The sequence below is a fragment of the Nocardia brasiliensis genome, from assembly GCF_042691675.1.
Lineage (GTDB): Bacteria > Actinomycetota > Actinomycetes > Mycobacteriales > Mycobacteriaceae > Nocardia > Nocardia brasiliensis_D.
This window is the reverse complement of sequence record NZ_CP170507.1, coordinates 5,881,589-5,906,694: the sequence shown is the minus strand read 5'-3', so window position 1 is coordinate 5,906,694 and position 25,106 is coordinate 5,881,589. Positions and strand designations below refer to the sequence as shown.

Annotated in this window: 26 protein-coding genes; 16 read left to right on the top strand and 10 right to left on the bottom strand. The window is 67.9% G+C overall.

Going from position 1 to position 25,106, the window contains the following annotated elements:
- Nucleotides 1-15 precede the first annotated feature (15 nt).
- Complete coding sequence (locus ACFK0J_RS27135) at nucleotides 16-498, top strand: cation:proton antiporter regulatory subunit (RefSeq protein ID WP_378731993.1); 483 nt, start codon at nucleotides 16-18, stop codon at nucleotides 496-498.
- 4 nt (nucleotides 499-502) lie between these two features.
- Nucleotides 503-1,687, top strand: coding sequence for a cation:proton antiporter (locus ACFK0J_RS27130; RefSeq protein ID WP_378731991.1), 1,185 nt, complete (start codon nucleotides 503-505; stop codon nucleotides 1,685-1,687).
- Here ACFK0J_RS27130 and ACFK0J_RS27125 read toward each other — a convergent pair.
- A complete protein-coding gene (locus tag ACFK0J_RS27125) occupies nucleotides 1,677-2,441 on the bottom strand; it encodes a rhomboid-like protein (protein WP_378731989.1) in 765 nt (254 codons plus the stop codon). The two genes, ACFK0J_RS27130 and ACFK0J_RS27125, sit on opposite strands and share 11 nt — an antisense overlap.
- 174 nt (nucleotides 2,442-2,615) lie before the next feature.
- Between ACFK0J_RS27125 and eat the strand changes: the two genes are divergently transcribed.
- Genes eat through eutC form a run of 3 tightly spaced genes read left to right on the top strand, consistent with a single transcriptional unit; the run spans nucleotide 2,616 to nucleotide 6,291 of the window.
- Complete coding sequence (gene eat, locus ACFK0J_RS27120; RefSeq protein WP_378731987.1) at nucleotides 2,616-4,037, top strand: ethanolamine permease; 1,422 nt, start codon at nucleotides 2,616-2,618, stop codon at nucleotides 4,035-4,037.
- The gene (locus ACFK0J_RS27115; RefSeq protein WP_378731986.1) at nucleotides 4,034-5,443 is read left to right on the top strand and encodes an ethanolamine ammonia-lyase subunit EutB; all 1,410 of its coding nucleotides are present in this window, start codon (nucleotides 4,034-4,036) and stop codon (nucleotides 5,441-5,443) included. The genes eat and ACFK0J_RS27115 overlap by 4 nt, the downstream gene beginning before the upstream one ends.
- Nucleotides 5,443-6,291 carry an ethanolamine ammonia-lyase subunit EutC gene (gene eutC, locus ACFK0J_RS27110; protein ID WP_378731984.1) on the top strand — a complete coding sequence of 283 codons (849 nt, stop codon included), beginning with the start codon at nucleotides 5,443-5,445 and terminating at the stop codon, nucleotides 6,289-6,291. Before ACFK0J_RS27115 ends, eutC begins: the two co-directional genes overlap by 1 nt.
- Nucleotides 6,292-6,473: 182 nt before the next feature.
- On the opposite strand, the gene ACFK0J_RS27105 is transcribed toward eutC, so the two are convergent.
- Together ACFK0J_RS27105 and ppgK are read right to left on the bottom strand one after the other, a co-directional pair.
- The gene (locus ACFK0J_RS27105; protein ID WP_218470321.1) at nucleotides 6,474-7,844 is read right to left on the bottom strand and encodes an RNA polymerase sigma factor; all 1,371 of its coding nucleotides are present in this window, start codon (nucleotides 7,842-7,844) and stop codon (nucleotides 6,474-6,476) included.
- Between the two features lie 270 nt (nucleotides 7,845-8,114).
- Nucleotides 8,115-8,873, bottom strand: coding sequence for a polyphosphate--glucose phosphotransferase (ppgK, locus tag ACFK0J_RS27100; RefSeq protein WP_378731981.1), 759 nt, complete (start codon nucleotides 8,871-8,873; stop codon nucleotides 8,115-8,117).
- Between the two features lie 169 nt (nucleotides 8,874-9,042).
- Between ppgK and ACFK0J_RS27095 the strand changes: the two genes are divergently transcribed.
- Complete coding sequence (locus tag ACFK0J_RS27095) at nucleotides 9,043-9,966, top strand: inositol monophosphatase family protein (protein ID WP_378731979.1); 924 nt, start codon at nucleotides 9,043-9,045, stop codon at nucleotides 9,964-9,966.
- Nucleotides 9,967-10,036: 70 nt separating this feature from the next.
- Here ACFK0J_RS27095 and cei read toward each other — a convergent pair whose 3' ends face one another.
- Nucleotides 10,037-10,714 (bottom strand): envelope integrity protein Cei, encoded by a 678-nt coding sequence (gene cei / locus ACFK0J_RS27090; protein WP_378731977.1) that lies wholly within the window; start codon nucleotides 10,712-10,714, stop codon nucleotides 10,037-10,039.
- Between the two features lie 416 nt (nucleotides 10,715-11,130).
- On the opposite strand from cei, the gene ACFK0J_RS27085 reads away from it, so the two are divergent.
- The gene (locus tag ACFK0J_RS27085) at nucleotides 11,131-11,433 is read left to right on the top strand and encodes a DUF4193 domain-containing protein (RefSeq protein ID WP_069160046.1); all 303 of its coding nucleotides are present in this window, start codon (nucleotides 11,131-11,133) and stop codon (nucleotides 11,431-11,433) included.
- A gap of 15 nt (nucleotides 11,434-11,448) precedes the next feature.
- On the opposite strand, the gene ACFK0J_RS27080 is transcribed toward ACFK0J_RS27085, so the two are convergent.
- Nucleotides 11,449-11,955 (bottom strand): DUF3093 domain-containing protein, encoded by a 507-nt coding sequence (locus ACFK0J_RS27080; protein WP_378743044.1) that lies wholly within the window; start codon nucleotides 11,953-11,955, stop codon nucleotides 11,449-11,451.
- A gap of 79 nt (nucleotides 11,956-12,034) precedes the next feature.
- Here ACFK0J_RS27080 and dut point away from each other — a divergent pair, with 79 nt between their 5' ends.
- Together dut and ACFK0J_RS27070 are read left to right on the top strand one after the other, a co-directional pair.
- A complete protein-coding gene (gene dut, locus ACFK0J_RS27075) occupies nucleotides 12,035-12,532 on the top strand; it encodes a dUTP diphosphatase (RefSeq protein WP_378731975.1) in 498 nt (165 codons plus the stop codon).
- 5 nt (nucleotides 12,533-12,537) lie between these two features.
- Entirely contained in the window at nucleotides 12,538-13,377 is an 840-nt protein-coding gene (locus ACFK0J_RS27070; protein WP_378743042.1) for a DUF3710 domain-containing protein, read from the top strand.
- Between the two features lie 44 nt (nucleotides 13,378-13,421).
- On the opposite strand, the gene ACFK0J_RS27065 is transcribed toward ACFK0J_RS27070, so the two are convergent.
- A complete protein-coding gene (locus tag ACFK0J_RS27065; protein ID WP_378731973.1) occupies nucleotides 13,422-14,135 on the bottom strand; it encodes an alpha/beta fold hydrolase in 714 nt (237 codons plus the stop codon).
- A 128-nt stretch (nucleotides 14,136-14,263) separates the two neighbouring features.
- On the opposite strand from ACFK0J_RS27065, the gene ACFK0J_RS27060 reads away from it, so the two are divergent.
- The 3 genes from ACFK0J_RS27060 (at nucleotide 14,264) to ACFK0J_RS27050 (ending at nucleotide 16,119) form a co-directional block, all read left to right on the top strand.
- Nucleotides 14,264-14,641, top strand: coding sequence for an OB-fold nucleic acid binding domain-containing protein (locus tag ACFK0J_RS27060; RefSeq protein WP_218470316.1), 378 nt, complete (start codon nucleotides 14,264-14,266; stop codon nucleotides 14,639-14,641).
- 3 nt (nucleotides 14,642-14,644) lie between these two features.
- A complete protein-coding gene (locus tag ACFK0J_RS27055; protein WP_378731970.1) occupies nucleotides 14,645-15,331 on the top strand; it encodes a DUF3159 domain-containing protein in 687 nt (228 codons plus the stop codon).
- A gap of 164 nt (nucleotides 15,332-15,495) precedes the next feature.
- A complete protein-coding gene (locus tag ACFK0J_RS27050; RefSeq protein WP_378731968.1) occupies nucleotides 15,496-16,119 on the top strand; it encodes a sigma-70 family RNA polymerase sigma factor in 624 nt (207 codons plus the stop codon).
- Nucleotides 16,120-16,155: 36 nt separating this feature from the next.
- On the opposite strand, the gene ACFK0J_RS27045 is transcribed toward ACFK0J_RS27050, so the two are convergent.
- Together ACFK0J_RS27045 and ACFK0J_RS27040 are read right to left on the bottom strand one after the other, a co-directional pair.
- Nucleotides 16,156-16,827, bottom strand: coding sequence for a potassium channel family protein (locus ACFK0J_RS27045; protein WP_378731966.1), 672 nt, complete (start codon nucleotides 16,825-16,827; stop codon nucleotides 16,156-16,158).
- Nucleotides 16,828-16,829: 2 nt separating this feature from the next.
- Nucleotides 16,830-17,495 carry a potassium channel family protein gene (locus ACFK0J_RS27040; protein WP_378731964.1) on the bottom strand — a complete coding sequence of 222 codons (666 nt, stop codon included), beginning with the start codon at nucleotides 17,493-17,495 and terminating at the stop codon, nucleotides 16,830-16,832.
- 157 nt (nucleotides 17,496-17,652) lie between these two features.
- On the opposite strand from ACFK0J_RS27040, the gene ACFK0J_RS27035 reads away from it, so the two are divergent.
- Both ACFK0J_RS27035 and ACFK0J_RS27030 read left to right on the top strand, forming a co-directional pair.
- Nucleotides 17,653-19,641: an APC family permease gene (locus ACFK0J_RS27035; RefSeq protein ID WP_378731961.1), complete on the top strand. Its 1,989-nt coding sequence runs from the start codon at nucleotides 17,653-17,655 to the stop codon at nucleotides 19,639-19,641.
- Nucleotides 19,638-21,335, top strand: coding sequence for a TRAM domain-containing protein (locus tag ACFK0J_RS27030; protein WP_378731959.1), 1,698 nt, complete (start codon nucleotides 19,638-19,640; stop codon nucleotides 21,333-21,335). The genes ACFK0J_RS27035 and ACFK0J_RS27030 overlap by 4 nt, the downstream gene beginning before the upstream one ends.
- 1,264 nt (nucleotides 21,336-22,599) lie before the next feature.
- On the opposite strand, the gene ACFK0J_RS27025 is transcribed toward ACFK0J_RS27030, so the two are convergent.
- Nucleotides 22,600-23,403 (bottom strand): enoyl-CoA hydratase, encoded by an 804-nt coding sequence (locus ACFK0J_RS27025; RefSeq protein WP_378731956.1) that lies wholly within the window; start codon nucleotides 23,401-23,403, stop codon nucleotides 22,600-22,602.
- Between the two features lie 128 nt (nucleotides 23,404-23,531).
- On the opposite strand from ACFK0J_RS27025, the gene ACFK0J_RS27020 reads away from it, so the two are divergent.
- Both ACFK0J_RS27020 and ACFK0J_RS27015 read left to right on the top strand, forming a co-directional pair.
- Nucleotides 23,532-23,828, top strand: coding sequence for a DUF1330 domain-containing protein (locus tag ACFK0J_RS27020; protein ID WP_378731954.1), 297 nt, complete (start codon nucleotides 23,532-23,534; stop codon nucleotides 23,826-23,828).
- Nucleotides 23,825-24,340 (top strand): hypothetical protein, encoded by a 516-nt coding sequence (locus ACFK0J_RS27015; protein ID WP_378731951.1) that lies wholly within the window; start codon nucleotides 23,825-23,827, stop codon nucleotides 24,338-24,340. The genes ACFK0J_RS27020 and ACFK0J_RS27015 overlap by 4 nt, the downstream gene beginning before the upstream one ends.
- Nucleotides 24,341-24,362: 22 nt before the next feature.
- On the opposite strand, the gene ACFK0J_RS27010 is transcribed toward ACFK0J_RS27015, so the two are convergent.
- Nucleotides 24,363-25,043 (bottom strand): SIMPL domain-containing protein, encoded by a 681-nt coding sequence (locus tag ACFK0J_RS27010; RefSeq protein ID WP_378731949.1) that lies wholly within the window; start codon nucleotides 25,041-25,043, stop codon nucleotides 24,363-24,365.
- Nucleotides 25,044-25,106: the final 63 nt, after the last annotated feature.

Below are 25,106 nucleotides of genomic sequence, written 5' to 3'. Positions count from 1 at the left end.
GCTAGCCTGGACAGCGTGAATGTCGACGTGACCGCCCTCCCCGGAATTGGCGTCAGGAAAGACTTCGAGGTGCGCTCCGGCCGCCGGATCGGGGTGGTCGCACACCGCGACGGTGACATCGACCTGATCGTCTCCAAGCTGGAGGATCCCGACGCCTGCGCCGCGCAGATCCCGCTGAGCATCGACGAGGCGGCCGTGCTCGCCAACCTGCTCGGCGCGCCGCAACTGGTCTCGAAGCTGAACGACGAGCACAGCGACCTCCCCGGCATCACCACCCGGCAGCTGCCGATCGCCGACGAATCCCCGTACGAGGGCCGCACCCTCGGCGAGACCGCGATGCGCACCCGCACCAAGGTGTCGATCGTCGCGGTCATGCGCGCCGGGCAACTGCATCCCTCGCCCGGCCCGGATTTCACCTTCACCGCGGGCGACGTGCTCGTCGTCGTCGGCACACCCGACGGCCTGGACGCCGCCGCGAAGATTCTGACGCACGGCTGAACCAGTGACCGAAACCGCGCTCGCCTTGATCGAGCTCGGAGCGATCTTGTTTGCCCTCGGTACGTTCGGGCGGTTGGCTGGTCGCTTCGGGATGTCTCCCATTCCGCTCTACCTGATCGGCGGTCTCGCCTTCGGTGAAGGCGGCTTCATCTCGCTCAGTGCCGCCAACGAATTCGGCCATGTCGCAGGCGAAATCGGCGTGGTGCTGCTGTTGCTGCTGCTGGGTTTGGAGTACACGGCACCGGAACTGATGACCGGTCTGCGCCGGTCCTGGGCGGCGGGTCTGGTGGACATCGTCGCCAACGCGACGCCCGGGGTGGTGGTGGCGCTGATCCTCGGCTGGGGCGCGGTCGGCGCGGTCACCATGGGCGGGGTCACCTACATCTCGTCGTCGGGCATCGTCGCCAAGGTGCTCAACGACCTCGGGCGGCTCGGTAACCGCGAGACACCGGTCATCCTGTCGATTCTGGTGTTCGAGGATCTGGCGATGGCGGTGTATCTGCCGATCCTCACCACCATCCTGGCCGGGCTGAGCTTTGCCAGTGGCGCCAAGTCGCTCGCCATCGCGCTGACGGCGATCACCGTGGTGCTGGTGGTGGCGTTGCGCTACGGCCGATATGTCTCCGCCATCGTGGACAGCTCGGACCGTGAAGTGTTCCTGCTGAAACTGCTCGGCGCGGCGCTGCTGGTGGCCGGGGTGGCCTCGGCACTGAACGTGTCCGCGGCCGTGGGGGCGTTCCTGCTCGGCATCGCGATCTCCGGTTCGACCGCGCACGAGGCCGCGAAACTGCTGGAACCACTGCGGGATCTGTTCGCGGCGATCTTCTTCGTGGCCTTCGGGCTCACCACCGACCCGCGCGCCATTCCGCCGGTGCTCGGCTGGGCGGTGGCGTTGGCGGTGGTCACCGTGCTGACCAAGGTCGGCACCGGCTGGTGGGCCGCCAAACGGCAGGGCATCCGGCCGATGGGCCGCGCGCGGGCGGGCGCGGCACTGGTCGCCCGCGGTGAATTCTCCATCGTCATCGCGGGTTTGGCGGTGACCATGGGCGGCGTCGACGGCGACCTGGCCGCGCTCGCGTCGGCCTACGTGTTGCTGATGGCCATCCTCGGCCCGATCGCGGCGCGTGTCGTCGAGCCTGCCGTCGGACTGGTTCAGCGCCGGTGGAAGCCCACTGCCGTTACTCCGTGACCGCGGGCGCGGCTTGTTTTGCCGCGCTGCGCTTCTCGACCCAGCGGCCGAGCGTGGTCGCGATCGCACCGACGACGAAGCCGATCGCGGCCGCGCACAGGTGGCCATAGTCGGTGAAAGTCGGGCCGATCCATAGGGCGGCGACGAGCACCACGGTGAGCGTCCCCGCCCAGACCAGCCGGACCGGCCCACGGAACCGGAACGCCATCGCCGCGAGCACCGCCGAAAAGCCATAGCTGGTGCCCACATCCGCGGCGACGGCCACCTTGAGCGGGATGACGCCGCGATCGATGGCATGCGAAATGCCGGTGACGGTGAGCAGCGTCGCCCCGATATGCCCGGTGGCGAACAGCACGATCCAGCGCCCGGTGCCGAGCCAGCGTTCCGCGTAGGCCATCACGATCAAGAAGCTGACGATGGCGGTCCACGGGAAGCCGCCGTCGGTCCAGAATGCCGAGGCGACCAGCACCTGCACCGGGTTGTGCCGCATGTTGTAGAGGTTGGTCGAGGCGGAGAAGATCAGCCTGCGCTCCACCGAGTCGCCGACTCCGCGCAGCGTCCACCAGGTGACGAACAGGGTGAACGCGTAGGCGGTGCTGGCCGGGGCGGCACCGAGGTGTTCCCGGAGCGCTGGCAGCACCCGGTGCGCGAGCCCGGGACGCCGCAGCCAGTCCCACGCGACGCGCAATTCGGTGCGGAGGTCGATCGTCTGAGTCCAGGGCGACCGGAACGGGACCGCGGCGGAGGCAACCACTTGCCAAGTGTGCCGTGCCTCGATGAGGTGCGACTGTGCGACTCGCCCGTGGTGTGTGATGTGTCACGAGCGGCCGCACCTCGTCCGTAACGTCGTTTCACACTCGGGCAACAAACGCTCCCAAGAATTGGTCCACCGACCAAACGGTATGTGGATAAGGAGTGCGCGCCGCCTATGACGATCGAGGACGCGAAGGTAACCGGCACCGCCGACGAGGACTATCTGGCCAAGCGGACATTGCGCTCGGGCTCGGCGGGTTGGGTGCTGCTGGCCGGGCTCGGCGTGAGCTATGTGATCTCCGGTGACTACGCGGGCTGGAACAGTGGCATCGCCGAGGGCGGCTTCGGTGGTCTGCTCATCGCGACCGTGCTGATCGCCGGGATGTACCTGGCGATGGTGCTCGGCATGGCGGAGTTGTCGGCGGCACTTCCCGCGGCGGGCGGCGGCTACACCTTCGCTCGGCGCGCGCTCGGGCCTTGGGGCGGATTCGCCACGGGCACAGCGATATTGCTCGAGTATGCGATCGCGCCCGCGGCCATCGCCACGTTCATCGGCGGCTATGTCGAGTCGCTGAACCTGTTCGGAATCACCGACGGCTGGTGGGTGTATCTGGCGGTGTACGCGCTGTTCATCGGGGTGCATCTGACCGGGGCGGGGGAGGCGCTGAAGGCTATGTTCGTGATCACCGCGATCGCGCTGGCCGGACTAGCGGTCTTCGCGTGCGCTGCGATCGGCCTGTTCGACGCGGGCAAGCTGACCGACATCCCGGCGGACCCGAATGCCGTTGGCAGTTCGGCGTTCCTGCCGTTCGGGGTGTTCGGCATCTGGGCGGCGGTGCCGTTCGCGATCTGGTTCTTCCTTGCTGTCGAGGGCGTGCCGCTGGCCGCGGAGGAGGCGCGGGAACCGGCGAAGAACGTGCCGAAGGGGATCGTCAGCGCGATGCTGGTGCTGATCGTCACCGGTGCGGCCGTGTTGTTCCTGGCCACCGGAGCGCTTGGCGCGCAGGCCATTTCGACGTCGGGCAACCCGCTGGTCGAGGCGCTCGGTACCGGTGGGGCCGCCAAGATGGTGAACTACATCGGTCTGGCCGGGCTGGTGGCCAGCTTCTTCTCCATCGTCTATGCCTACTCCCGGCAGACTTTCGCGCTGTCGCGGGCGGGCTACCTGCCGACCAGCCTGTCGGTGACCAACGCGCGCAAGGCGCCGGTGCTGGCGCTGATCGTGCCCGGCGTCGTCGGTTTCGCGCTGTCGCTGACCGGTAAGGGCGCCATGCTGCTGAACATGGCCGTGTTCGGTGCGGCGCTGAGCTACGTGTTGATGATGGTCAGCCACATCGTGCTCCGGGTGCGCGAGCCGAACATGCCGCGCCCGTACCGCACACCCGGCGGCGTGGCCACCACCACGTTCGCGCTCGTGATCGCCGGTGCCGCGGTGATTGCCACGTTCCTGGTCGACCCGGTGGCGGCGACGTGGACGCTGGTCGCGTTCTGCGCGTTCATGGCCTACTTCGGCCTGTACAGCAGGCACCGACTGGTGGCCAACTCGCCGGACGAGGAATTCGCGGTGCTGGCCAGGGCCGAGGAGGAGCTGGAATGACCTGCTACACAAAGCAACTCGGCGGTACCACATACCAGTTCGACGGTTTGGTGGAATTGCTCGCCAAGGCCACCCCGCTGCGCAGCGGCGACGAACTGGCGGGCTGCGCGGCTAGTTCGGATGCCGAGCGGGCCGCCGCCCAGTGGGCGCTGGCGGAGGTGCCGCTGACCCGGTTCCTCGACGAGCCGGTGGTGCCGTACGAGAGCGACGAGGTCACCAGGCTGATCATCGATACGCACGATCGTGTTGCTTTCCAACCTATTTCGCATCTCACGGTGGGTGGCCTGCGGGACTGGCTGCTCGCGGTCGCGGCGGGCGCCGGTGCCGCGGACATCCTGCGCGCGGTGGCGCCGGGCCTCATTCCGGAGATGGTGGCCGCGGTCAGCAAGATCATGCGTAACCAGGATCTGATCGCGGTCGCCAGGGCCGTCGAGGTGACCGCGGGCTTCCGCACCACCGTCGGCCTGCCCGGCACGCTGGCCACCCGGTTGCAGCCGAACCATCCCACCGACGACCCGCGCGGCATCGCCGCCGCCACGCTCGACGGGCTGCTGCTCGGCTGTGGCGATGCCGTCATCGGGATCAATCCCGCCACCGATTCACCGCAGGCGACTGCCGACCTCCTGAGCCTGCTGGACGAGGTGCGGATGCGCTTCGACATCCCCACCCAATCCTGTGTGCTCTCGCATGTCACCACGACCATCGGGCTGATCGAGGCGGGCGCACCGGTCGATCTGGTGTTCCAGTCGGTCGCGGGCACCGAGGGCGCCAATGCCGGTTTCGGCGTGAACATTTCGCTGTTGCGCGAGGGCAACGAGGCGGGCCGGTCGCTGCGGCGCGGCACCGTCGGCGACAACGTCATGTACCTGGAAACCGGTCAGGGCTCGGCCCTGTCGGCGGGCGCGCACTTGGGCACCGGCGGCAAACCGGTCGACCAGCAGACGTTGGAGGCCAGGGCCTACGCGGTGGCCCGCGACCTGGACCCGCTGCTGGTCAACACCGTTGTCGGCTTCATCGGACCGGAATACCTCTACGACGGCAAACAGATCATTCGCGCGGGCCTGGAAGACCACTTCTGCGGCAAGCTGCTCGGCCTCCCGATGGGCGTCGACGTCTGCTACACCAACCACGCCGAGGCCGACCAGGACGATATGGACACCCTGCTGACCCTGCTGGGCGCGGCGGGCTGCGCCTTCGTCATCGCCGTCCCCGGCGCCGACGACGTCATGCTCGGCTACCAGAGCCTCAGCTTCCATGACGCGCTGTACGCCCGGCAGGTGCTGAACCTGCGTCCCGCACCGGAATTCGAGGCCTGGCTGGCCGACCTCGGCATGATCGATGTGGCGGGCCGGGTGCTCCCGGTGGAACCGCTCGCATCGCCGCTACGAGCCTTGGCAGGTGCCTGATGACGCGCAGGAACTCGCGCACCAAGCTGGAAGTCGTCGCGGAAAACACTGCGGCGCACCTGTTCTGGGAGGAACTTCGGCGCAGTACCCAATCCAGGATCGGACTCGGCCGCACCGGCGATGCGCTGCCCACCGCGCGGGTACTGGAATTCCGTGCGGCGCACTCGGCGGCCCGCGACGCGGTGCATACGCCGTTGGACGTAGCGGAATTGGGGGAGCGGGTCGCCGCGCTCGGCCTCGGTGCACCCGTCCAGGTGCGCAGCCGTGCGCGCGACCGCGCGGAATACCTGCGCAGACCTGACCTCGGGCGATTGCCCGCCGAACGCCGATCTCCCGCAACCGGTTCCAGCTCGGCGCGGGCGTTGTCCGCGGTACCGCACAGCGGCGCCGACATCGGATTCGTTCTGGCGGACGGGCTTTCCCCACGCGCCCTCATCGACCACGGACCCGCGACACTGGCTGCGCTGATCGAGGAACTGGCTCCGCGCTACTCGATCGCCGCCCCCGTGATCGCGACCCAGGCGCGGGTCGCCCTGGGTGACCACATCGCCGAGGCAATGGGTGTCGCCACCGTCGTGGTGCTCATCGGCGAGCGTCCAGGTCTCTCGGTCGCCGACAGCCTCGGCATCTACCTGACCCACCGGCCGCATCCCCGCCGCACCGACGCCGACCGCAACTGCGTCTCCAACATCCACCCACCCGAGGGCCTCGGCTACACCCAGGCCGCAAAGGTGGTGGCGGGCTTGGTATCCGGCGCGCGCCGCCTAGGCCGCTCCGGCGTCGACCTCAAAGACACCTCCCGCACCGACACCCTCCCCACCAGCACACCTCCCACCATCACCCCCTGACCGAACCGCCGCCGCGTGCGGGTCGTCGTGCTGCGCACCAGTTAGCGAGCTGCGCCCGAATTCGCCAGCAATTCCGCGCGCGGCCCGCGAATACCTGCGCGGCAGCGGGGCTCGAGGGGCGAGCAGGCCGGGGAACGACGAACGCCCGCATCTTCGAGATGCGGGCGTTCGTCGGGCGTGTCTTAATCCAGGTAGTCGCGCAGGACCTGGGAGCGGCTGGGGTGGCGCAGCTTGCTCATGGTCTTGGACTCGATCTGCCGGATGCGTTCGCGGGTGACCCCGTACACCTGGCCGATCTCGTCGAGGGTGCGCGGCTGGCCGTCGGTGAGGCCGAAGCGCAGCCGGACGACGCCCGCCTCGCGCTCGGACAGGGTCTCCAGCACCGACTGCAGTTGGTCCTGCAGCAGCGTGAAGCTCACCGCGTCCACGGCGACAACGGCTTCGGAGTCCTCGATGAAGTCACCGAGCTGGCTGTCGCCCTCGTCGCCGATGGTCTGGTCCAGCGAGATGGGCTCACGCGCGTACTGCTGGATCTCCAGCACCTTCTCCGGCGTGATGTCCATTTCCTTGGCCAGCTCTTCCGGGGTGGGCTCGCGGCCCAGATCCTGGAGCAGCTCGCGCTGGATGCGGCCGAGCTTGTTGATGACCTCGACCATGTGCACCGGGATGCGGATGGTGCGGGCCTGGTCGGCCATGGCGCGGGTGATGGCCTGCCGGATCCACCAGGTGGCGTACGTGGAGAACTTGTAGCCCTTGGTGTAGTCGAACTTCTCGACGGCGCGGATCAGACCCAGGTTGCCCTCCTGGATCAGGTCGAGGAACGCCATGCCGCGGCCGGTGTAGCGCTTGGCCAGCGAGACGACCAGTCGCAGGTTGGCTTCGAGCAGGTGGTTCTTGGCGCGGTTGCCGTCGCGAACGATCCAGGTGTAGTCGCGGCGCATCGCGACCGGCAGCTTCTCACCGTGCTCGGTGAACTCGCGCACCTTCTCCGCCGCGTAGAGGCCCGCCTCGATCCGCTTGGCGAGTTCGACCTCCTCTTCGGCGTTGAGGAGCGCGACCTTGCCGATCTGCTTGAGGTAGGCGCGCACCGAGTCGGCCGAAGCGGTCAGCTCCGCGTCCTTGCGGGCCTGCCGCAGGGCCTCGGATTCCTCTTCGTCCCAGACGAAATCGCCCGACGCCTTGTCGGCGGCGGTCGGTTCGACCTCCTCCTCGGCGGCTTCGGCGACCTCCTCGACGACCAGATCCTCGGCCTCTTCGGTGAGATCGTCCTCGGAGACCTCTAGGTCACCGAGATCTTCGATCTCGACGTCCTCGATCGGCTCGTCGGCACCTGGTTCGCCATCCGGTCCCACCTTCTTGGTGGCGGCCTTCTTGGCGGGCCCCTTGGTCGCCTTGGCGGCGGCCTTCTTCGCAGGCGCCTTCTTGGCCGCGGCGGCCTTCTTCGCCGGGGCCTTCTTCGCGGCAGCCGCCTTACGGACCGGCCGTGCTTCGGTTACATCTGCGGAATCGGCCTCGGCCGAATCGGCGGTCTGACGGGTATTCGTGGCTACCACGTACGCCCTTTCGTGACGGTCTCGTGCGGCGTCACGCCAGAGTGGTCTTCCGGCGGAGCGGTCTGTCGGGTTTCACCGGCGGAGGGCCGGTCGGGTTTCTCCGGCTCACGACTGCGTCGTGAGCCGAGGGCACTGTGGCTGTGGTTCACTCGCTTCGCTAGTGAACGAGCCGAGCACGTTCCATTGTAACGATCTAACCAGGGTACCTTCGGCACGATGCCGCCAACGGCGCGGGAGTGTTATCCGAATTCTCGCACGACCGCGCCCGATTTACGGGGCGATACCCGCATCGATCGCCATCGCCGCGCCGACGATGCCCGCGGTGTTCTTCAGATGCGCCGGAATCACCTGGGTTCGGTTGGTGAGCAACGGAATCCACAGATCGGAGTCGCGGCTGATGCCGCCGCCGGCGACGAACACCTTCGGCCAGAACAGGTTCTCCAGGCCGATCAGCACGGTGCTCACCGCGGCGGCCCACTGTTCGAAAGTGAGTTTGTCACGGTCCTTGATCGAGGCGGCGGCGCGGTGCTCGGTCTCCATGCCGCCGATCTCGAGATGGCCGAGTTCGCTGTTGGCCACCAGCGTGCCCTGGTACAGCAGGGCCGAGCCGATGCCGGTGCCGAAGGTCAGCAGCAGCACCAGCCCGTCGAAATCCTTTGCCGCGCCGTAGCGGTCCTCGGCCAGGCCCGCCGCGTCCGCGTCGTTGAGCACGGTGACCTCGCGGCCGTCCAGCGCGGTGGAGAACAGTGTCCGCGCGTCGGTGCCGACCCACGCCTTGTCGATGTTGGCGGCGGTGCGCGCGACACCGTCGAGCACGACCGACGGCAGCGTGATGCCGACCGGGCCGTCCCAATCGGCCTGAGCGACCAGCTTTGCCACCGTCTCGGCGACGGCCTGCGGTGTCGACGGTTGCGGTGTCGCCATCTTGATCCGTTCGTGGACCAGCTCACCGGTGGCCAGATCGACCGTGGCGCCCTTGACGCCGCTGCCGCCGATATCGATGCCGAATGCTTGCCCCCGAGCGGACATGGCTAACCCCTCGTTCCTGTGCTGGCCGGTGTGAGCACAACACCGCCGTACAGGTCCACAGCGTCGCCGTCAGCGGCGTTGCGGTGGTGTGCCCGACGACGGCGTTGTGTCGTGCACGACAAGAGTAATGCGCGATCGATGCTGCGCGTTCCCGAGGATCTGTGATGCGATGGGGAGCGTGCCGGAAACCTCATCGCCAGTGTCCGACTACACCTCCGAGATCATCGTCGCCCGCGGCGACGAGGCCGAGCTGCGCAGAGTCGCGGTCGACCTCGCCGAGACCGCGGCCGCACACGTCCGTGCCCGCCGCCCCGAGGTCTTCGGGCAGGCCGGCGGGCCCGCCGAGGGCGCGGTGCAGGCCAAGGGCCATCCGACCGATCCGGTGACCATCGTGGACACCGAGACCGAAGACCTGATCCGCGGCCTGCTCGCCGAGCAACGGCCCGGCGACCCCATCCTCGGCGAGGAGGGCGGCGGCAGCCTCGCCGACTCGGCCGCCGATGTCGTGCACTGGGTGGTGGACCCGATCGACGGCACCGTCAACTTCCTGTACGGCATCCCCGGCTACGCGGTGTCGGTGGCCGCGCTGCGCGGTGGCCGACCGGTCGCGGGCGCGGTGGTGGATGTCGCGCGGCGTGCCACCTACAGCGCCGGGCTCGGGCTCGGCGCGATCCGGGTCGACGCCGAGGGCGCGGTGGAACATCTGCGGTGCACGCCGGTCGAGACGGTCTCGATGTCGTTGGTGGCCACCGGATTTGCCTACGGCAAGCACCGGCGGGGCAGGCAGGCGCAGCTGATCGCCGAGGTGCTGCCGCACGTGCGTGATATTCGCCGCTTCGGTGCGGCCGCGCTCGACCTGTGCCACGTCGCCGCGGGGCGGGTGGACGCCTACTTCGAGCACGGCCTCAATGCCTGGGACTGGGGTGCGGGCGCGTTGATCGCGGCCGAGGCGGGTGCCCGGCTCACGCTGCCACCCGCCACCGCACCGGGCGAGGCGGGCGACCTGGTGGTCGCCGCCGCACCCGGCATTGCCGACGAACTGGCGATGCTGCTCGATCGAGTCGGCGCTACCGAGCCGATCCCCGACCGCTAGGTTCGCGCCGACGCCCATGTGCCCACGCGACCACTGGTCTCGCGGGCACATGGGTACCTCGCCGGGGGAGCTAGCAGCGCGCTTGTCTGGCGGCGTCGAGCAGCTTGATATCGATCGAGGGCGTGCCGCCGGGCGCGGGATTCTTCAGCGAACGCAACACTTCTTCCGCGTCGTTGCTGGGCCGGATGTCCCGGAACAGCGAGCCGAGCACCATGTCGACGGTGTCGTCGGCTCGCTGATCCTCGATCAGCTCGGCGCACGGGACCACCAGTTGCACCGACGCGGCGGCCGGACGGCCGTTCACGCCGAACCGGATCTGCCCGGTGCATTCCAGGTCGCCGTTGACGTATACCGAATCGTTGCCATATTGCGTTCCCGGTGCGCTGGCGAACCCGAGGTCACCGAACTGCGCCGCCACGTGCGCGGCCTGGCCACGCTGGTTGTTCGCGTTGAGCACGCGCACCTTGCTGGCCGCCAACGGTGCGGGTTCCACGTCCTGTAGTCGGCTCGCGCCGACGCGCTGACCGAGCGTCGCCGGTTGCCCGGCACCCGGATCGGTGGCCGGGCTCGGCGAGTTGCAGGCCATCGCGCTGGTGTCCTGCTCGGTCGTCGTCAACGCCTTGACCCACACAATCGTGCAGATCAGCGTGAGGATGCCGAGCATGATGAGCCAGGGCTGCGGGCGCCGTCGGAGGAAGGGCCTGCCCTGGGAATCCACGGGGCGGCCTTCGGTGATCAGTGAAACCACCTACCCACTCTACGAAAAGGTCACGGGCCCGGGCGACGGCAGGCCGATGGAGTCGGCCGGGCTGGGTAAATACGGCGCACCAGGTCTCGGGGAGTTCGACAGATGGTGTCGATTACCCGTCAGTTTCGAATCGTCTGTGTTTTGATTGCGACTTTTGCCGCACGGTCCGCTATTGTCTGGCGGCCCAGATCGAATCGCCGGTGGCGAAATTGGTGGTCGGTCGCGGGAACAAGTAGGGCATGTCCTGCGTTTACCGAGCGCTATCCGGAGTGGATCAGCCCGATCCGCCCTGATGGGTGACCGGTGTGCGTGTGACGTGCACCACCGGCGGGACGGTGCGAGTCAGCGATTCCGGCAGGAATCGGTGTGATCGAGCCGGTCCGGGATATACGAAGTAAGGACGAGGGGAAGACGACATGGCAACCGACTATGACGCACCGAGGCGCACCGAAACCGACGATGTGTCGGAAGATTCGCTGGAGGAGCTGAAGGCTCGTCGTAACGAGGCACAGTCCGCCGTCGTGGATATCGACGAATCCGATACCGCGGAGTCGTTCGAGCTTCCCGGCGCGGATCTGTCCGAGGAAGTACTGACGGTTCGGGTGATCCCGAAGCAGGCCGACGAGTTCACCTGTTCCAGCTGCTTCCTCGTGCACCACCGGAGCAGGCTGGCCAGCGAGAAGGGTGGTCAGCTGATCTGCATGGATTGCGCAGCTTGAGCTGACACGTGAGGATCAGCCCGCGCTCGGCGCACCCGGCCCCGTGCCCGGTAAGCCAAGCGCGGCCAGGACCCGTTCGGGGCGACGCGTGCTGACCAGCCAGTACGGCGTCGGATCGTCCGGGTCGTCGAGCACTAGCAACACCATCGGCCCGATCCACGGCCGATGCTGCACATAGGCGGCGGGGTCGAGCTGGCGACCCAGCGCCGCGCTCTTCGCCGTGCGGGGTACGACGGCCGCGCGGGCCACGAAGTTCACCGGGAGGTGGGCGCGGTCGGCGCGGAGTTCCAGCGTGCCCGACGCGTCCGGCACGACCTCGACGCGGTGCCTGCTCAACCACAGCAGCACCCACACCGGCACCGGGAACAGCACCACGTAGGGCAGCCAGGCCCGCAAACCCGGTGCGCCCATATGAATTTCGGCGGCCAGCAAGCCGGTGATGGCGAAGGCCACCGGCCACCACCACAGCGGCACCCAGAGGCGCTCGCGGTACGGCTGCGGGCTCTGCTGTTTCTCGTCCATCGTCATGGGGTTGGGCTGGTCCGACACGAGTCAACACTAAGTCACAGGGGTGACGGTGCAACGCGTAGGCTCGACCAACGTGACGGCACTTTCACCTATCCCTCTGCTGCGGCTGGATCCCGGCATCCCCATGCCCGCGCGCGCCCATCACGGCGACGCCGGCGTGGACCTGTGCACCACGGAAGACGTCATCCTGGAGCCCGGTGAGCGGGTGCTGGTCGGGACCGGCATCGCCGTCGCGCTACCGGTCGGCACGGTCGGCCTGATCCATCCGCGTTCGGGACTGGCGGCCAAGACCGGACTGTCGGTGGTGAACACCCCGGGCACGGTCGACGCCGGGTATCGCGGCGAGATCAAGGTGTGCCTGATCAACCACGACCCGCGCACGCCCATCGAGCTGCGCCGGGGCGACCGGATCGCGCAGCTGCTGGTGCAGCGGGTGGAACTGGTCGACTTCCACGAGGTCGACTCGCTCGATGAGACCACTCGGGGCGCGGGTGGTCACGGTTCGAGCGGCGGTCACGCGAGTCTGACCGTGGCGGATGGGGCGGGCCGGGCAACCGGCGAGGAGGCGTGATGGGAATTTTCGGAAAGAGACGCAAGGCCTCGGACGACGACCGGTATCCGGCCGACGACTACGACGAGGCGGACGACTACGGGTACGACGAGTTCGACACCGACGAAACGCCTTACGTCACAGCCGATGCTGGTGACGCGTCGGCGGTGAAGTCGGGTCCGTACGATTTCGACGAGGTGGCCGACCTGCTGGAGAAGGTCACCGAGCAGCGGCTCGATCTCGGCTCGGTGATCCTGCCGGTGCCGCAGGGCGGCCAGTTGCAGGTCGAGATGACCCCCGACGGCACGCCACAAGCCGTGCACCTGGCAACCGAGCACGGCAGGCTCACCGTCGCGGCGTACGCGGCACCCAAGTCGGCGGGCCAATGGCGCACGGTAGCAGCCGATCTCGCCGATTCACTGCGCAACGACGGTGCCCGGGTCGCGGTGGAGACCGGCCCGTGGGGTCGCGAGCTGCTGGCCATCACCGAGGGTGCGGACCTGCGGTTCATCGGTGTCGACGGCCCCCGCTGGATGGTCCGGCTGGTCGCGGCGGGCCCGTCGGGTGCGTCCAACGACGGCAGCCCGCTGGTGGCGGCGGCCCGAGCCATCCTGAGCGAGACCGTGATCCGCCGCGGCGACGACCCGTTGCCGGTGCGTGAGCCACTACCCGTGGTGTTGCCGCAGGAACTGGCCGAACAGCTGGCCGCCGCGCACCAGGCGCAGATCGACGCCCAGCAACAGCAGATCGCGGCCCAGGCCGCGGCCACGCAGGCGGGCCCGCAGAGTGCCGTGCCGCCGCGGATGCCGGAGGGACCGCGCCGCGGCGCGGACGGTTCCGCCATGCAGCAGCTGGGCCTGAACTGACGTTGCGTCCGAAGCCACGCCGGGTCTGAACCGACCCGGCGTGCTCAGCTTCGAGCCAGCGCGGCGAATCCCGTGTGACCGAGAATCGACGGATCCGCGCCGAGTTCGGCGAGGGTGATCCGGTGGATCGCGGACCGCGGGATCAGCGCCGCCCACTCCTCGGCGATCGCGAACGGATGCACCGGGTCGTCGACGGCCGTCACCACGGCCACCGGCACCTCGAGGGTGCCGAGCCGCTCGGTCTCCGGCCACTTGTAGTCGGCCGCTTCGTCCAGCGCCGCAGGAAGATTGGGCCATTGCGACCGCCACGACCGGGTGAGCGCGTCGGCCAGCCAGGGCGGGCTGCTCGCCCGCATCCGGGCCACCACCGCGTCCAACCCGTCGGCCCGCAATTGCGCGGCGGTCGCGCCCGCGCTCAACGAGGCGGGGCAGGCGGCGGTGTCCGGCCCGGTCCACGCGGGAAGTGCCGCGACCACTCCGACGGTGAGCTCGGGATGCTCGGCCGCCCACTCGATCGCGACCGCGGCACCCAACGAGATTCCCGCCACAACAATCGGTCCCGCCGCGGCCGCGGCATCGAGCGCGGCCCGATAGCTCGCGACCACCGCCCGCGGATCGGGCTCCACCGCGACCACGTCGAGACGGCGCGCTACGCAGGCGGGCGCGAAGGCACGGCGGGCGAAATCCGCATCGGATCCGGTGCCGGGCAAGGCCACGACGACGTGGGCGGCCGACACGGGGTGTGGGGAGTCGAACACCGGTCCGAGCGTAGCGGGGGTGGGCCGGGGCATCTACAGTGGCGGGTGTACGTCCACAGCCGGTCGTGCACGGAAACCACGATGGTGTGCGACCCACACTGTCTGCGCTATGCAGGAGAACGTGCGAAATGTCATCCGCTGCCTCAGGGTATTTTCGACGTCTGGGCCGCAGACTGACCGAGGATCTCGACCAGTTGGACGCCGAGGAACTTGCCGAGAAATCGGAAGCCTCGGGTGCGTGCCGCGCTTCGGAGTGTCGACGCGGTGACGAGGCCACGATGCTCGGTAGGCTACGCAGTGTCGAAGCGTGTCCGAAGTCCGCGGGCGCCAGTGTGCAAGCGGAGTTCTTCGACGGCACCGATGCCATCACCCTGGTGTGGATCGGTCGTCGGCGCATCCCCGGTATCGAACCGGGACGGCGTATCTTGGTTCGCGGCCGAGTCGGCGATCGAGACGGCCGCAAAGTGATCTACAACCCCTACTACGAATTGCGCGGGAACAGCTGACGTATGCCATCGAGCAACGACAACGCCCCCTCAGGCGAACGCAACGAGCCCGCCGCGGCTCTCGACCGTGACGAGAAAGCCGCCGAGCAGACCTTGCTCGAGCAGCTCGGCGGTTTCAGTGGCCTGATCTATTCGACCGTTCCCGTAGTCGTGTTCGTCCCCGTGAACAGTTTCGCCGGGCTGACCGCGGCCATCTGGGCGGCGCTCGGGGTGGCCGCGCTGATCCTGGTCTGGCGGTTGATCCGACGCAGCCCCGTCCAGCCCGCCATCTCCGGCTTCTTCGGCGTCGGCATCTGCGCGTTCATCGCCTACCGGATGGGGGAGGCCAAGGGCTTCTTCCTGTTCGGCATCTACACGAGCCTGGTCTACGCGGGCGTGTTCCTCGTTTCGATGCTGGTGCGCTGGCCACTCGTCGGCGTGATCTGGGGAGTGCTGAACGGCCACGGCAGCGCCTGGCGCAGCGACCAACGGGTGCAGCGCCTGTACTACCTCGCGACCACCACCTGGGTACTGGTCTTCGGTGCCCGCTACCTGGTGCAATCGCAGCTCTACGACACCGACCGCACCGGCTGGCTCGCGTTCACCCGCATCGCCATGGGCTGGCCGCTGACCGCGATCGCGCTGGGCGTCACGGTGTGGGCGGTGCGCCGCGCGGGTCATCTGCCGACCAGGACCGCCGCGGCTGCGTGAGGCGTTAACTCCGCGGGGTCCGCTCGCGAAAACCTTCAGGGGTGGGGCACATTCCACCGCCTAGGTGGGTGGTTACCCACCCTGGGGTGCCTGGCTGGTCAGCCGAGTTCATCAGACGATCGTTGCGTACGAAACACCGCACGATCGCACGAAAGGACTCGGACGTGGCTACCGAGCACAACCCCGCAGCATCGTCGAACAACCACAATCCGGCCCTGTCGGAGAGCCGCCGAGTGTCGGCCGAACTGGACAAGTTCATCGGCCCGGCGGCCGCGGGCGACCGCACCGCCATCACCGAGATCGTCCGCCTCGTCCACCCGCTGGTCCGCCGGTATTGTGGTGCGCGCCTTGGCAATACCGCCCATCTGCAGGTGACCGCCGACGATGTGGTGCAGGAGATTTTGATCGCCACCGTGCACGCCATCCCGCGGTACCGCGATCAGGGCAAGTCGTTCCTGGCCTTCGTCTACGGCATCGCATCGAACAAGGTCGCCGACGCGTTCCGCCGTTCCCAGCAGCACCCGACCTATCCGATGGCGGAGATGCCGGACACGGCGTCGACCGCCGCGGGACCCGAGGAGTGGGCGCTGGCGTCCGAGCGGCGCGCGGCCACCAGGGAACTCATGAAGGTGCTTGCTCCCGCGCACCGCGAGGTGTTGGTCATGCGCCTCGTGCTCGGCTGGTCGGCGGCGCAGACCGCCGAGGCGATCGGCACCAGTCCCGGTGTGGTCCGGGTGATGCAGCACCGTGCGCTGAACAAGCTGCGCGCGGAACTGAAGGTGGCCTAGCGGGCGTAGCCGCCGCGTATCAGCCCTGTCGGGGAGTCAAGGCTTGATGCCGTGGTTGGCGAGTTCGACCCGCAAATCCTCTTCGGCCTCCACCGAGGTGACGAACAGCAGTTCGTCATCGCCTTCGAACGGATCGTCCGGCTGCGGCACGATCACCCGGCCGCCGCGCAGAATCGTCACCAAGGCGGCGTCGCGCGGCAGGGTGAGCGTGCGCACCGGCTTTCCGGCCAGCGCGGTGTCCCCGGGCAGCGTGATCTCGACCAGGTTGGCCTGGCCCTGCCGCAGCGTCATCAGGCGCACCAGATCGCCGACGGTGACCGCCTCTTCGACCAGCGAGGCGAGCAGGCGCGGCGTGGACACCGCCACGTCGACACCCCAGGAACCGTCGAAGAGCCATTCGTTGCGCGGATCGTTCACCCGCGCCACCACTCGGCGCACGCCGAACTCGGTCTTGGCGAGCAGGCTGTGCACCAGATTCGCCTTGTCGTCGCCGGTGGCCGCGATGACCACCTCGTAGGTTTCCAGCCCCGCGTCCTCGAGCAACGCGAGCTCACAGGCGTCGGCGTGCACCCAGACGGCGTCCGGGATCGCCTCCGGTTCGATGTGGTCGAGTTGCCGCTCGAGCAGCATGACGCGGTGTCCGCCGCGCAGCAGTTCCCTGGCGATGGATCGACCGACGGCGCCTGCCCCGGCGATGGCCACTTTCATGTTCAGTCCTCGCTCACGGGGGGCTTGCCGGCCAGTGCGACGGCCTCACCCACCGAACCGGATGTGGCGGCGACGTAGACGACGTCGTCGGCCTGCACGATGGTCTTGCTGTCGGGCAGCAGGCCCTGGCCGAATCGGATGATGAACGCCACCCGGACGCGGACGTCGCGCTCCAGGTCGCGCACCGTACGGCCGTACCAGTCCTCGTGCAGCGTCAGCTGCGTCACGGCCACGGTGCCGGTGGGGTCGCGCCAGGTGGTCGTGGTGCCGTCGCCGATGAGGGTGCGCAGGAACCGGTCGGTGGTCCACGGCACGGTGGCGATGGTCGGAATGCCGAGCCGCTCGTACACCGCGGCGCGCTTGGCGTCGTAGATGCGGGCGACCACGCGCTCGACGCCGAACATCTCGCGGGCCACCCGCGCGGAGATGATGTTGGAATTATCGCCGGAGGAGACCGCGGCGAACGCGTCGGCGCGCTCGATTCCCGCCCGTACCAGCACATCTCGGTCGAAACCGACGCCGGTCACCCGCTCACCGCTGAAGTCCTGGCCCAGCCGGAGGAAGGCGGCGGAGTCCCGATCTATCACGGTGACCTCGTGACCGACCCGGACGAGGGCGCGGGCCAGCGCCGACCCGACGCGCCCACATCCCATGATCACTACGTACACCCGTGCAACCTCGTTCCTGGAACCAAGCGTTCGGTCTGCTTCTCGTTCGTTCGAACGGTACCTGCCGAATGATTACATCCACTTTCCCCCTCCGCTCGTCGGCCAAACCTGCGAGCCACGCGCACGACGGACGATGCGGGGGCCTATGCTCGCTCCAGTGTCCAAGTTGACGACGGCAGCGAAACGAATGCTGCTGGGCAGGCCTTTCCGTAGTGATTCGCTTGGCCATACCCTGCTGCCGAAGCGCATCGCCCTCCCGGTGTTCGCCTCCGATGCCATGTCCTCGGTCGCCTACGCGCCGGAAGAAATCTTCCTCGTACTCTCCGCCGCCGGCATCTCGGCCTACGTCTACGCGCCCTGGGTCGGTCTCGCCGTCGCGTTCGTGATGGCCGTGGTGGTGGCCAGCTACCGGCAGAACGTGCACGCCTACCCGTCGGGTGGCGGCGACTACGAGGTCGCCACGACGAACCTCGGACCGAACGCCGGGTTGACCGTCGGCAGCGCACTGCTCGTCGACTACGTCCTCACGGTGGCCGTCTCGATTTCCTCGGCCGCGTCCAATATCGGTTCGGCCATCCCGTTCGTCGCCACGCACAAGGTGCTGTTCGCCGTCGTCGCCATCGCCATCCTGACCGCGATCAACCTGCGCGGCGTCCGCGAGTCGGGCACCGCGTTCGCGATCCCGACCTACGCGTTCATCGTCGGCATGTTCGTCATGCTCGGCTGGGGGTTGTTCCAGATCTTCATCCTCGGCGACGATCTACGAGCCGAGTCGGCCGGCTTCGGATTGCAGGCGGAGGACGAGCACCTCTACGGTCTCGCCTTCGCCTTCTTGATCGCCCGCTCGTTCTCCTCCGGTTGTGCCGCGCTGACCGGTGTCGAGGCGATCAGCAACGGCGTGCCCGCGTTCCGGAAGCCCAAGTCGCGCAACGCCGCCACCACGTTGCTGATGCTGGGCACGTTCGCGATCGTGCTGCTGATGGGGATCATCATCCTGGCCCAGAAGATCGGGGTGGTCTACGCCCACGACGAGTCGGATCTGATCGGCGCACCCGACGGCTACCACCAGAAGACACTGATCGCTCAACTCGCGGACACGGTGTTCCACGGCTTCCCGATCGGGTTCTTCTTCATCACCACGGTGACCGCGCTGATCCTGGTCCTCGCCGCGAACACCGCGTTCAACGGGTTCCCGGTGCTCGGGTCGATTCTGGCGCAGGACCGCTACCTGCCGAGGCAGTTGCACACCCGCGGCGACCGACTGGCATTCAGTAACGGCATCCTGTTCCTGTCCGGGGCCGCCATCGCGTTCGTGGTGTTCTTCGGGGCCGAGGTCACCAAGCTGATCCAGCTGTACATCGTCGGCGTCTTCGTCTCCTTCGTCCTCAGCCAGACCGGCATGCTGCGGCACTGGACCCGCTTGCTGCGCACCGAAACCGATCCGGCGCAGCGGGCGCGGATGAAGCGGTCGCGGGTGATCAACGCGATCGGCCTGAGCGCGACCGGCGCGGTGCTGATCATCGTGCTCATCACCAAGTTCTTCGCGGGCGCCTACATCGCCATCATCACCATGGTCGCGATCTTCATCGTGATGAAAATGATTCGCAAGCACTATGATTCGGTGTCGCGCGAGCTGGACGAGCACGAGTGGGACGGTGTGCTGCCCAGCCGCTCGCACTCGATCGTGCTGGTGTCCAAGCTGCATCTGCCGACGCGGCGTGCGCTGGCCTATGCCCGCGCCACCCGGCCCGACACGCTCGAAGCGGTGACCGTGAACGTCGACGAGGCCGACACCAGGGCGCTGGTGCGCGAATGGGAGCAGAGCGATATCACCGTGCCGCTCAAGGTGATCGAATCGCCCTACCGGGAAATTACCAAGCCCGTCCTCGACTACGTGAAGCGAGTGCGCAAGGACTCCCCGCGCGATGTGGTGACCGTGTTCATCCCCGAATACGTGGTCGGTCACTGGTGGGAACAGGTGCTGCACAACCAGAGTGCGTTGCGGCTCAAGGGCCGACTGCTTTTCGAACCGGGAGTGATGGTGACCAGCGTGCCGTGGCAGTTGAGTTCGTCGACGCGGGCGCGCACGCCCGGCGTTGTGAACGCGCCGGGTGCGGTGCGTCGCGGTTATGACGACCGATCATGAGTGAGCGAGTCATGAATGATTGGCGCGACGCAACTTTCGAGGTGCGGCTCGGGCCGCCGGGGCACGGTGGGTTCTGTGTCGGCAGGCACGAGGGGCGCGTGGTGTTCGTCCGGCACGGGCTGCCCGGTGAACTGGTGCGGGTGCGGGTCACCGAGGATCGTGGCGGATCGTTCTGCCGCGCCGACGCGGTGGAAATCCTCGAGCCGTCTCCCGACCGCGTCCCCGCCACCTGCCCGGTGTCCGGTCCGGGTGGTGCGGGGTGCTGCGATTTCTCCTATGCCACACCGCAAGCGCAACGGGCGCTGAAGGCATCGGTCGTCGCGGAACAGCTGCGCAGGCTCGCGGGGATCGAGCGGGAAATCGTCGTGCAGCCGATCACCGGTTCCGGCGACGCCACCGGCGGCTGGCGCACCCGAATCCGGCTTGCCGTGGATGCGACGGGTCGAGCCGGCGTTCATCGATACCGCAGCACCGACGTGATCGCGGATCTGCGCTGCCCCCAACCGGTTCCAGGTGCACTCGACGGTGTCGCGGACCGATTGTGGACACCGGGTGCGGATCTGGTCATCGCGGTCGACGGCGACGGCGTCCGCCACATCGTCGAACTGACACCGACGGCCGAGGGGGAGCGGCGCAAGTCGCGCACAAGCGACTCGCAGCGCACCGACCCCGGTGCCACCAGCGACCGCCGCGGCGATCAACGCGGCCGTGACAGACGAGGCCGCGCCGAGCGCAACGATCGCCGCCGCCCCGGCGCCGAACCCGGTGGCGTACGCGGGGACGACGACCGTGGACGTAAGCCACGAACCGACGACCCGGGTGCACGCGGAGGCGATGACCGCACCGGCACCGGACGTAGCGCCGAACGAGACAACCGCCGTCGCCCAGCTGGCAAGCCGGGCAGCGAATGGCGCGGAGACGACGCGCCCGAGCGTGGTCGTCGCCGCCGTCCAGGTGAGATCGGCGGAGTCTGGCGTAGTGACGCGCGGGGCAGCGGTACGGAACAGAGCGGCAGCCGCATCCCGGAAGTGCCACAGGCGGAGGAGCGGCGTAGTGCGTCGGCGCGGCGCGCGGCCACCCATGCGGCGCGCGACGAGTGGGTGATTTCTGGCAGCGGGCGGGCGGTCGAGTATGTGGCCGGGCGTCGGTGGGAGGTCTCCGCGACCGGCTTCTGGCAGGCGCATCACGGTGCCGCGCAATGTTATTCGGATCTGGTGGCGGAATGGTCCGGTCTGCTCCCCGGCGGCCTGGCCTGGGACTTGTACAGCGGTGCAGGCGTTTTCGCGTCCCGACTGGCCGAGCAGGTCGGACAGACTGGCGCGGTCCTCGCGGTGGAATCGGCCCGCTCCGCCGTCGCCGACGGCACAGCAGCCCTGCGCGACCTCCCCTGGCTGGACCTGCACGCCCAACGAGTGGAGCGATGGGTAACCGAACGCCTCGGCGGCCCCGCCCCCGACGTAGTCGTCCTCGACCCCCCACGCGCAGGCGCAGGCAAAGACGTAATCGCCGCCCTAGCCGCCACCGACCCAACCCGCATCATCCACATAGGCTGCGACCCAGCCGCTTTCGCCCGCGACCTAGCCCTATACCACTCCACCGGCTACCACCTAGAAGACCTACGCGCCTTCGACGCCTTCCCCACCACCCACCACGTCGAATGCATAGCCCTCCTCAAACGCCCACCGCCCCAGTAAAAACCCAACCCACCCCGAGCGGGACATAGCTGCGCCGACACGCCGCCAAGCACTCCGTGATGTCCCGTTCGATGTCGAACGGAGGCCCGCCCCGCCCCGAACGGGACATGGCGGCGACACCCCGGTGCGCGCTCCGTGATGTCCCGTTCGGTACGGAACTTAGGCCCGCCCCTTCGCCGAACGGGACATGGCGGCGGTAACACGCCGGTGCGCACTCCGTGGTGTCCCGTTCGTATCCAACCGAGGCCGACCTTCGCCGGGCGGGACATGGTTGCGGCGATACCCGGGTGGCAGCCCGTGGCCTCCCGTTCGGCGTTGCGGTGAGGCGGAGCTAGGCCGAGTCGGTCCGGGCAGCAACCACCGAGGACCTCTCGCCTCCGTCCACCGGCCGACCGTGTGCCTCTCGCCCCGACCCTTTGCCGAGTGGGACATGGCTGCGGTGACCCGCCGGTGCGCGCTCCGTGGTGTCCCGTTCGATCCAACCGAGGCCGACCTTCGCGGGGCGGGACATGGTTGCGGTGACGCGCCGGTGCGTGCTCCGTGGTGTCCCGTTCGGCGTGCGCTGGGGCGGAGCCGGTTCGTTGAGGAATCCGTGCTGACCCTCTCGGTTCGCCCATGGCTGACCGTGTCCGCTCACGCCGACAACTCACCGGTCGGGACATGGCTGCGGCGACACGCCGCCAAGCGCTCCGTGATGTCCCGTTCGTGTCGAATTGAGGGCCGGCTTTCGCCGTGCGGGACGTGGCTGTGGCGACACGCCGGGGCGCGCTCCGGGATGTCCCGTTCAGCGGGCGGTGAGCCGGAGCCGGGCCGGTGAGGAACCCTCGCTGGCGCTCGCGGCCCCTCTCTATGGCTGATGGTGCGCCGCTCGCGCCGACAACTCAGCGAGCGGGACATGGCTGCGGCGGCGCGCGGCTGAATGCTCCGTGATGTCCCGTTCGTATCCAACCGGGGCCGACTTTCGCCGAGGGGGACATGGCTGTGGCGACACGCGGTTAGGCGCTCCGTGATGTCCCGTTGGGGTACCGGAGTGGGGCTGATCGTTCGCCGAGGGGGACGTGGCTGTGGCGATACGCGGCTAGGTGCTCCGTGATGTCCGTTCGGGTACCGAAGTGAGGCTGATCGTTCCCCGAAAGGGACATGGCTGTGGCGACACGCGGTTAGGCGCTCCGTGATGTCCCGTTCGGGTATCGAAGTGAGGCTGATTCTTCGCCGGGTGGGACATGGCGGGGGTGACACTGCGGTGGGGGGCCGGGGGTGGGGGTCAGTCTTTGTAGATTGGGGGGCGGTGGGCTTGGCGGGCTTGGATGGCTTCGTCGAAGTTGTTGGTGGTTAGGCGGACGTAGAGTTGGGCTGTTCCTTCGTGTTGCATGTGGGATTCGAAGCTGTTTGCTTCCATGCCGCTCCAGAGCATGCGTTTGGTGAGTTCGGTGCCTACGCGGCTGAAGCTGATGATGCGGGCGGCGAGGTCGTAGCAGGTTTCGAGGAGTTCGGATGCGGGGACGGTGCGGGAGACGAGGCCGATGCGTTCGGCTTCGGTGGCGTCGACATCGCGACCGGACAGCATGATCTCGAATGCGCGGGAGGAGCCGATGGCGCGCGGTAGCAGGTAGCTGATGCCCAGTTCGGTGGAGGTGAGGCCGTTGTTGATGCCCGCCGCGCGAAAGTAGGCTCCGTCGGCGGCGATTCGGATGTCGGTGGCGACGCTGAGACAGAACCCGCCACCGATGGCAGCACCGTTGATCGCGCCGATCACCGGTTGGTGCATGCGCCGCAGGGTGATCATCACATCATTGAGCAGGTCCATCGAGCGGCGCGCGATGCTGCTGACGGTGAGTCCTTCGACATTGGGAACTTTGCCAGCGCTTTGTAAGTCGGCACCGGAGCAGAAGCCGTGGCCCGCACCGGTGAGCACCACGACCCGAATATCGTTGTCTGTGCTGACTTCTTCGAGTGCCTCGCGCAGCGGGATCATCACATCGAAGGCCATCGCGTTCATCCGATCGGGACGGTTGAGCGTGACGAGGGCAACGTGCGGTCGCGGTGTGTCGATGAGCACGAACGACATTCGATCCCCTAACCGGCAACCGGGCGCTGTCACCGACTTTCAATATAGGCGGCGGCCGAAGTATTCGGACGCAACGCATATCTGTCCGGTTCGATGCCGAAGTCCGCACCGGGACTTAGGGTCGCACCATGACCGTGTATGTGATCGCGCAACTGAAGTTCACCGATCGTGTTGCCTACGACCGGTACCAGGCGCGCTTCCTGGACGTTTTCACCCGCTACTCGGGCACGCTGCTCGCCGCTGACGAAGAGCCGCACATTATCGAAGGCACCACGGACCGAGAGAAGGTGGTGCTGATGTCGTTTCCCGACGAGCCCTCCTTCCGCGCCTGGGCGGAATCCCCCGAGTACCTGGAGATTTCGAAGGACAGGCACGCGGGCGCCGACACCGTGACGCTCTTGGTCAAGGGCCTCGGTCACCGATGAATACCCCGCGCTCGGCAGGCGCACTGACAATCACGGTGCTCTCGGTTCTCGCGCTGGCGACAGCATGGTGGCCGACCAGCTCCGAGCCCATCCGGACCGCCGCGATGCACGGTGGTGTCTACGCGATCAGCCGTCCCCAGGAACAACTTCTGACCTTGCAGCGCACGGAAAGTCCCACGCCAATCGTCGTCCTACCGCCGACCGGCGAACCCGGCACCCAAGAGTGGGAAGTGCACCAACTCGACAACGGCAACGTCACCATCCGCAACCTCGCGAGCCAGACCTACCTCGGCTACGACGCAAACCCACAGCGGATCGACCATTTCCCAGAACCCAAGGAATGGAACCTCATTCCGGCCGCTGAGCCGTTCACCTACTACATCGTCGTCCCCGACGGCACCGAACTAGCCGTGGACCTCAGCATGCTGCGCATCTTCCCACCCACCGTAGCCCTGCGACCGCTCGAATCGAGCAATCAGCACCAAGCCTGGAAATTCGAATTCCACGAGTAGAACCCGCCTCGAGCGAGCTGCGTCAATTCAACTGCCAGGTAACGCGAATCACCGCCGAGATCTCACTCTCGCCGAGCTCGACCGGAACCGGAGCGGCACCATAGGCGTCCATCGACACCGACATCGCCTTCATCCGCGGAATGGGCGGCGGTGCGGCGGAAGTATTCTCGGTGATTTCCAGCACCGCTCCGAGCGAACGCCCCGCCCGCTGCGCATACTGCTCAGCCTTGACGACAGCGTTCTGCCACGCCCCGTCCCGTGCCTCGACGAGCAGCGACTCATGGTCTGCGAAGGTCAAATTCAAACCGCCGAGGCGAACATCGTCGCCACCCGCCTCGACCGCGTTGGCAATAACCGTCGCGGGCCCGGGATCGGCGTCGTCACCGATGTCGCGCAGCGCGACGGTCAACGACGTGCTCGCGAGGTACCCGGTAATACGATTGCCCTGCCCTTCGGTCCACACGGTTTCGGTGTGCACGGACAACCCACTCGTCGCGATATCGGTGCCCGCCACCCCGTCGGAGCGCAGCGAACGAGTCACCGCGGCGACCCGCTCCCCGGCCTTGCTGTAGGCGAGCGCGACCTTGCTCGCCCGGCACTCGACGGAAATCGTGACACGCATCAGATCAGGCGTGGCGCGGGCCGTACCGCTGCCGAAAACGGTGACGGCGCCCGCCTCGGCGGAGTCGGACTTCTCACTCACGGCATACTCCTCGATCGATCGACGGTAGCTCTCATGTGGTCAACGGCGGACGCGGCGCAATCG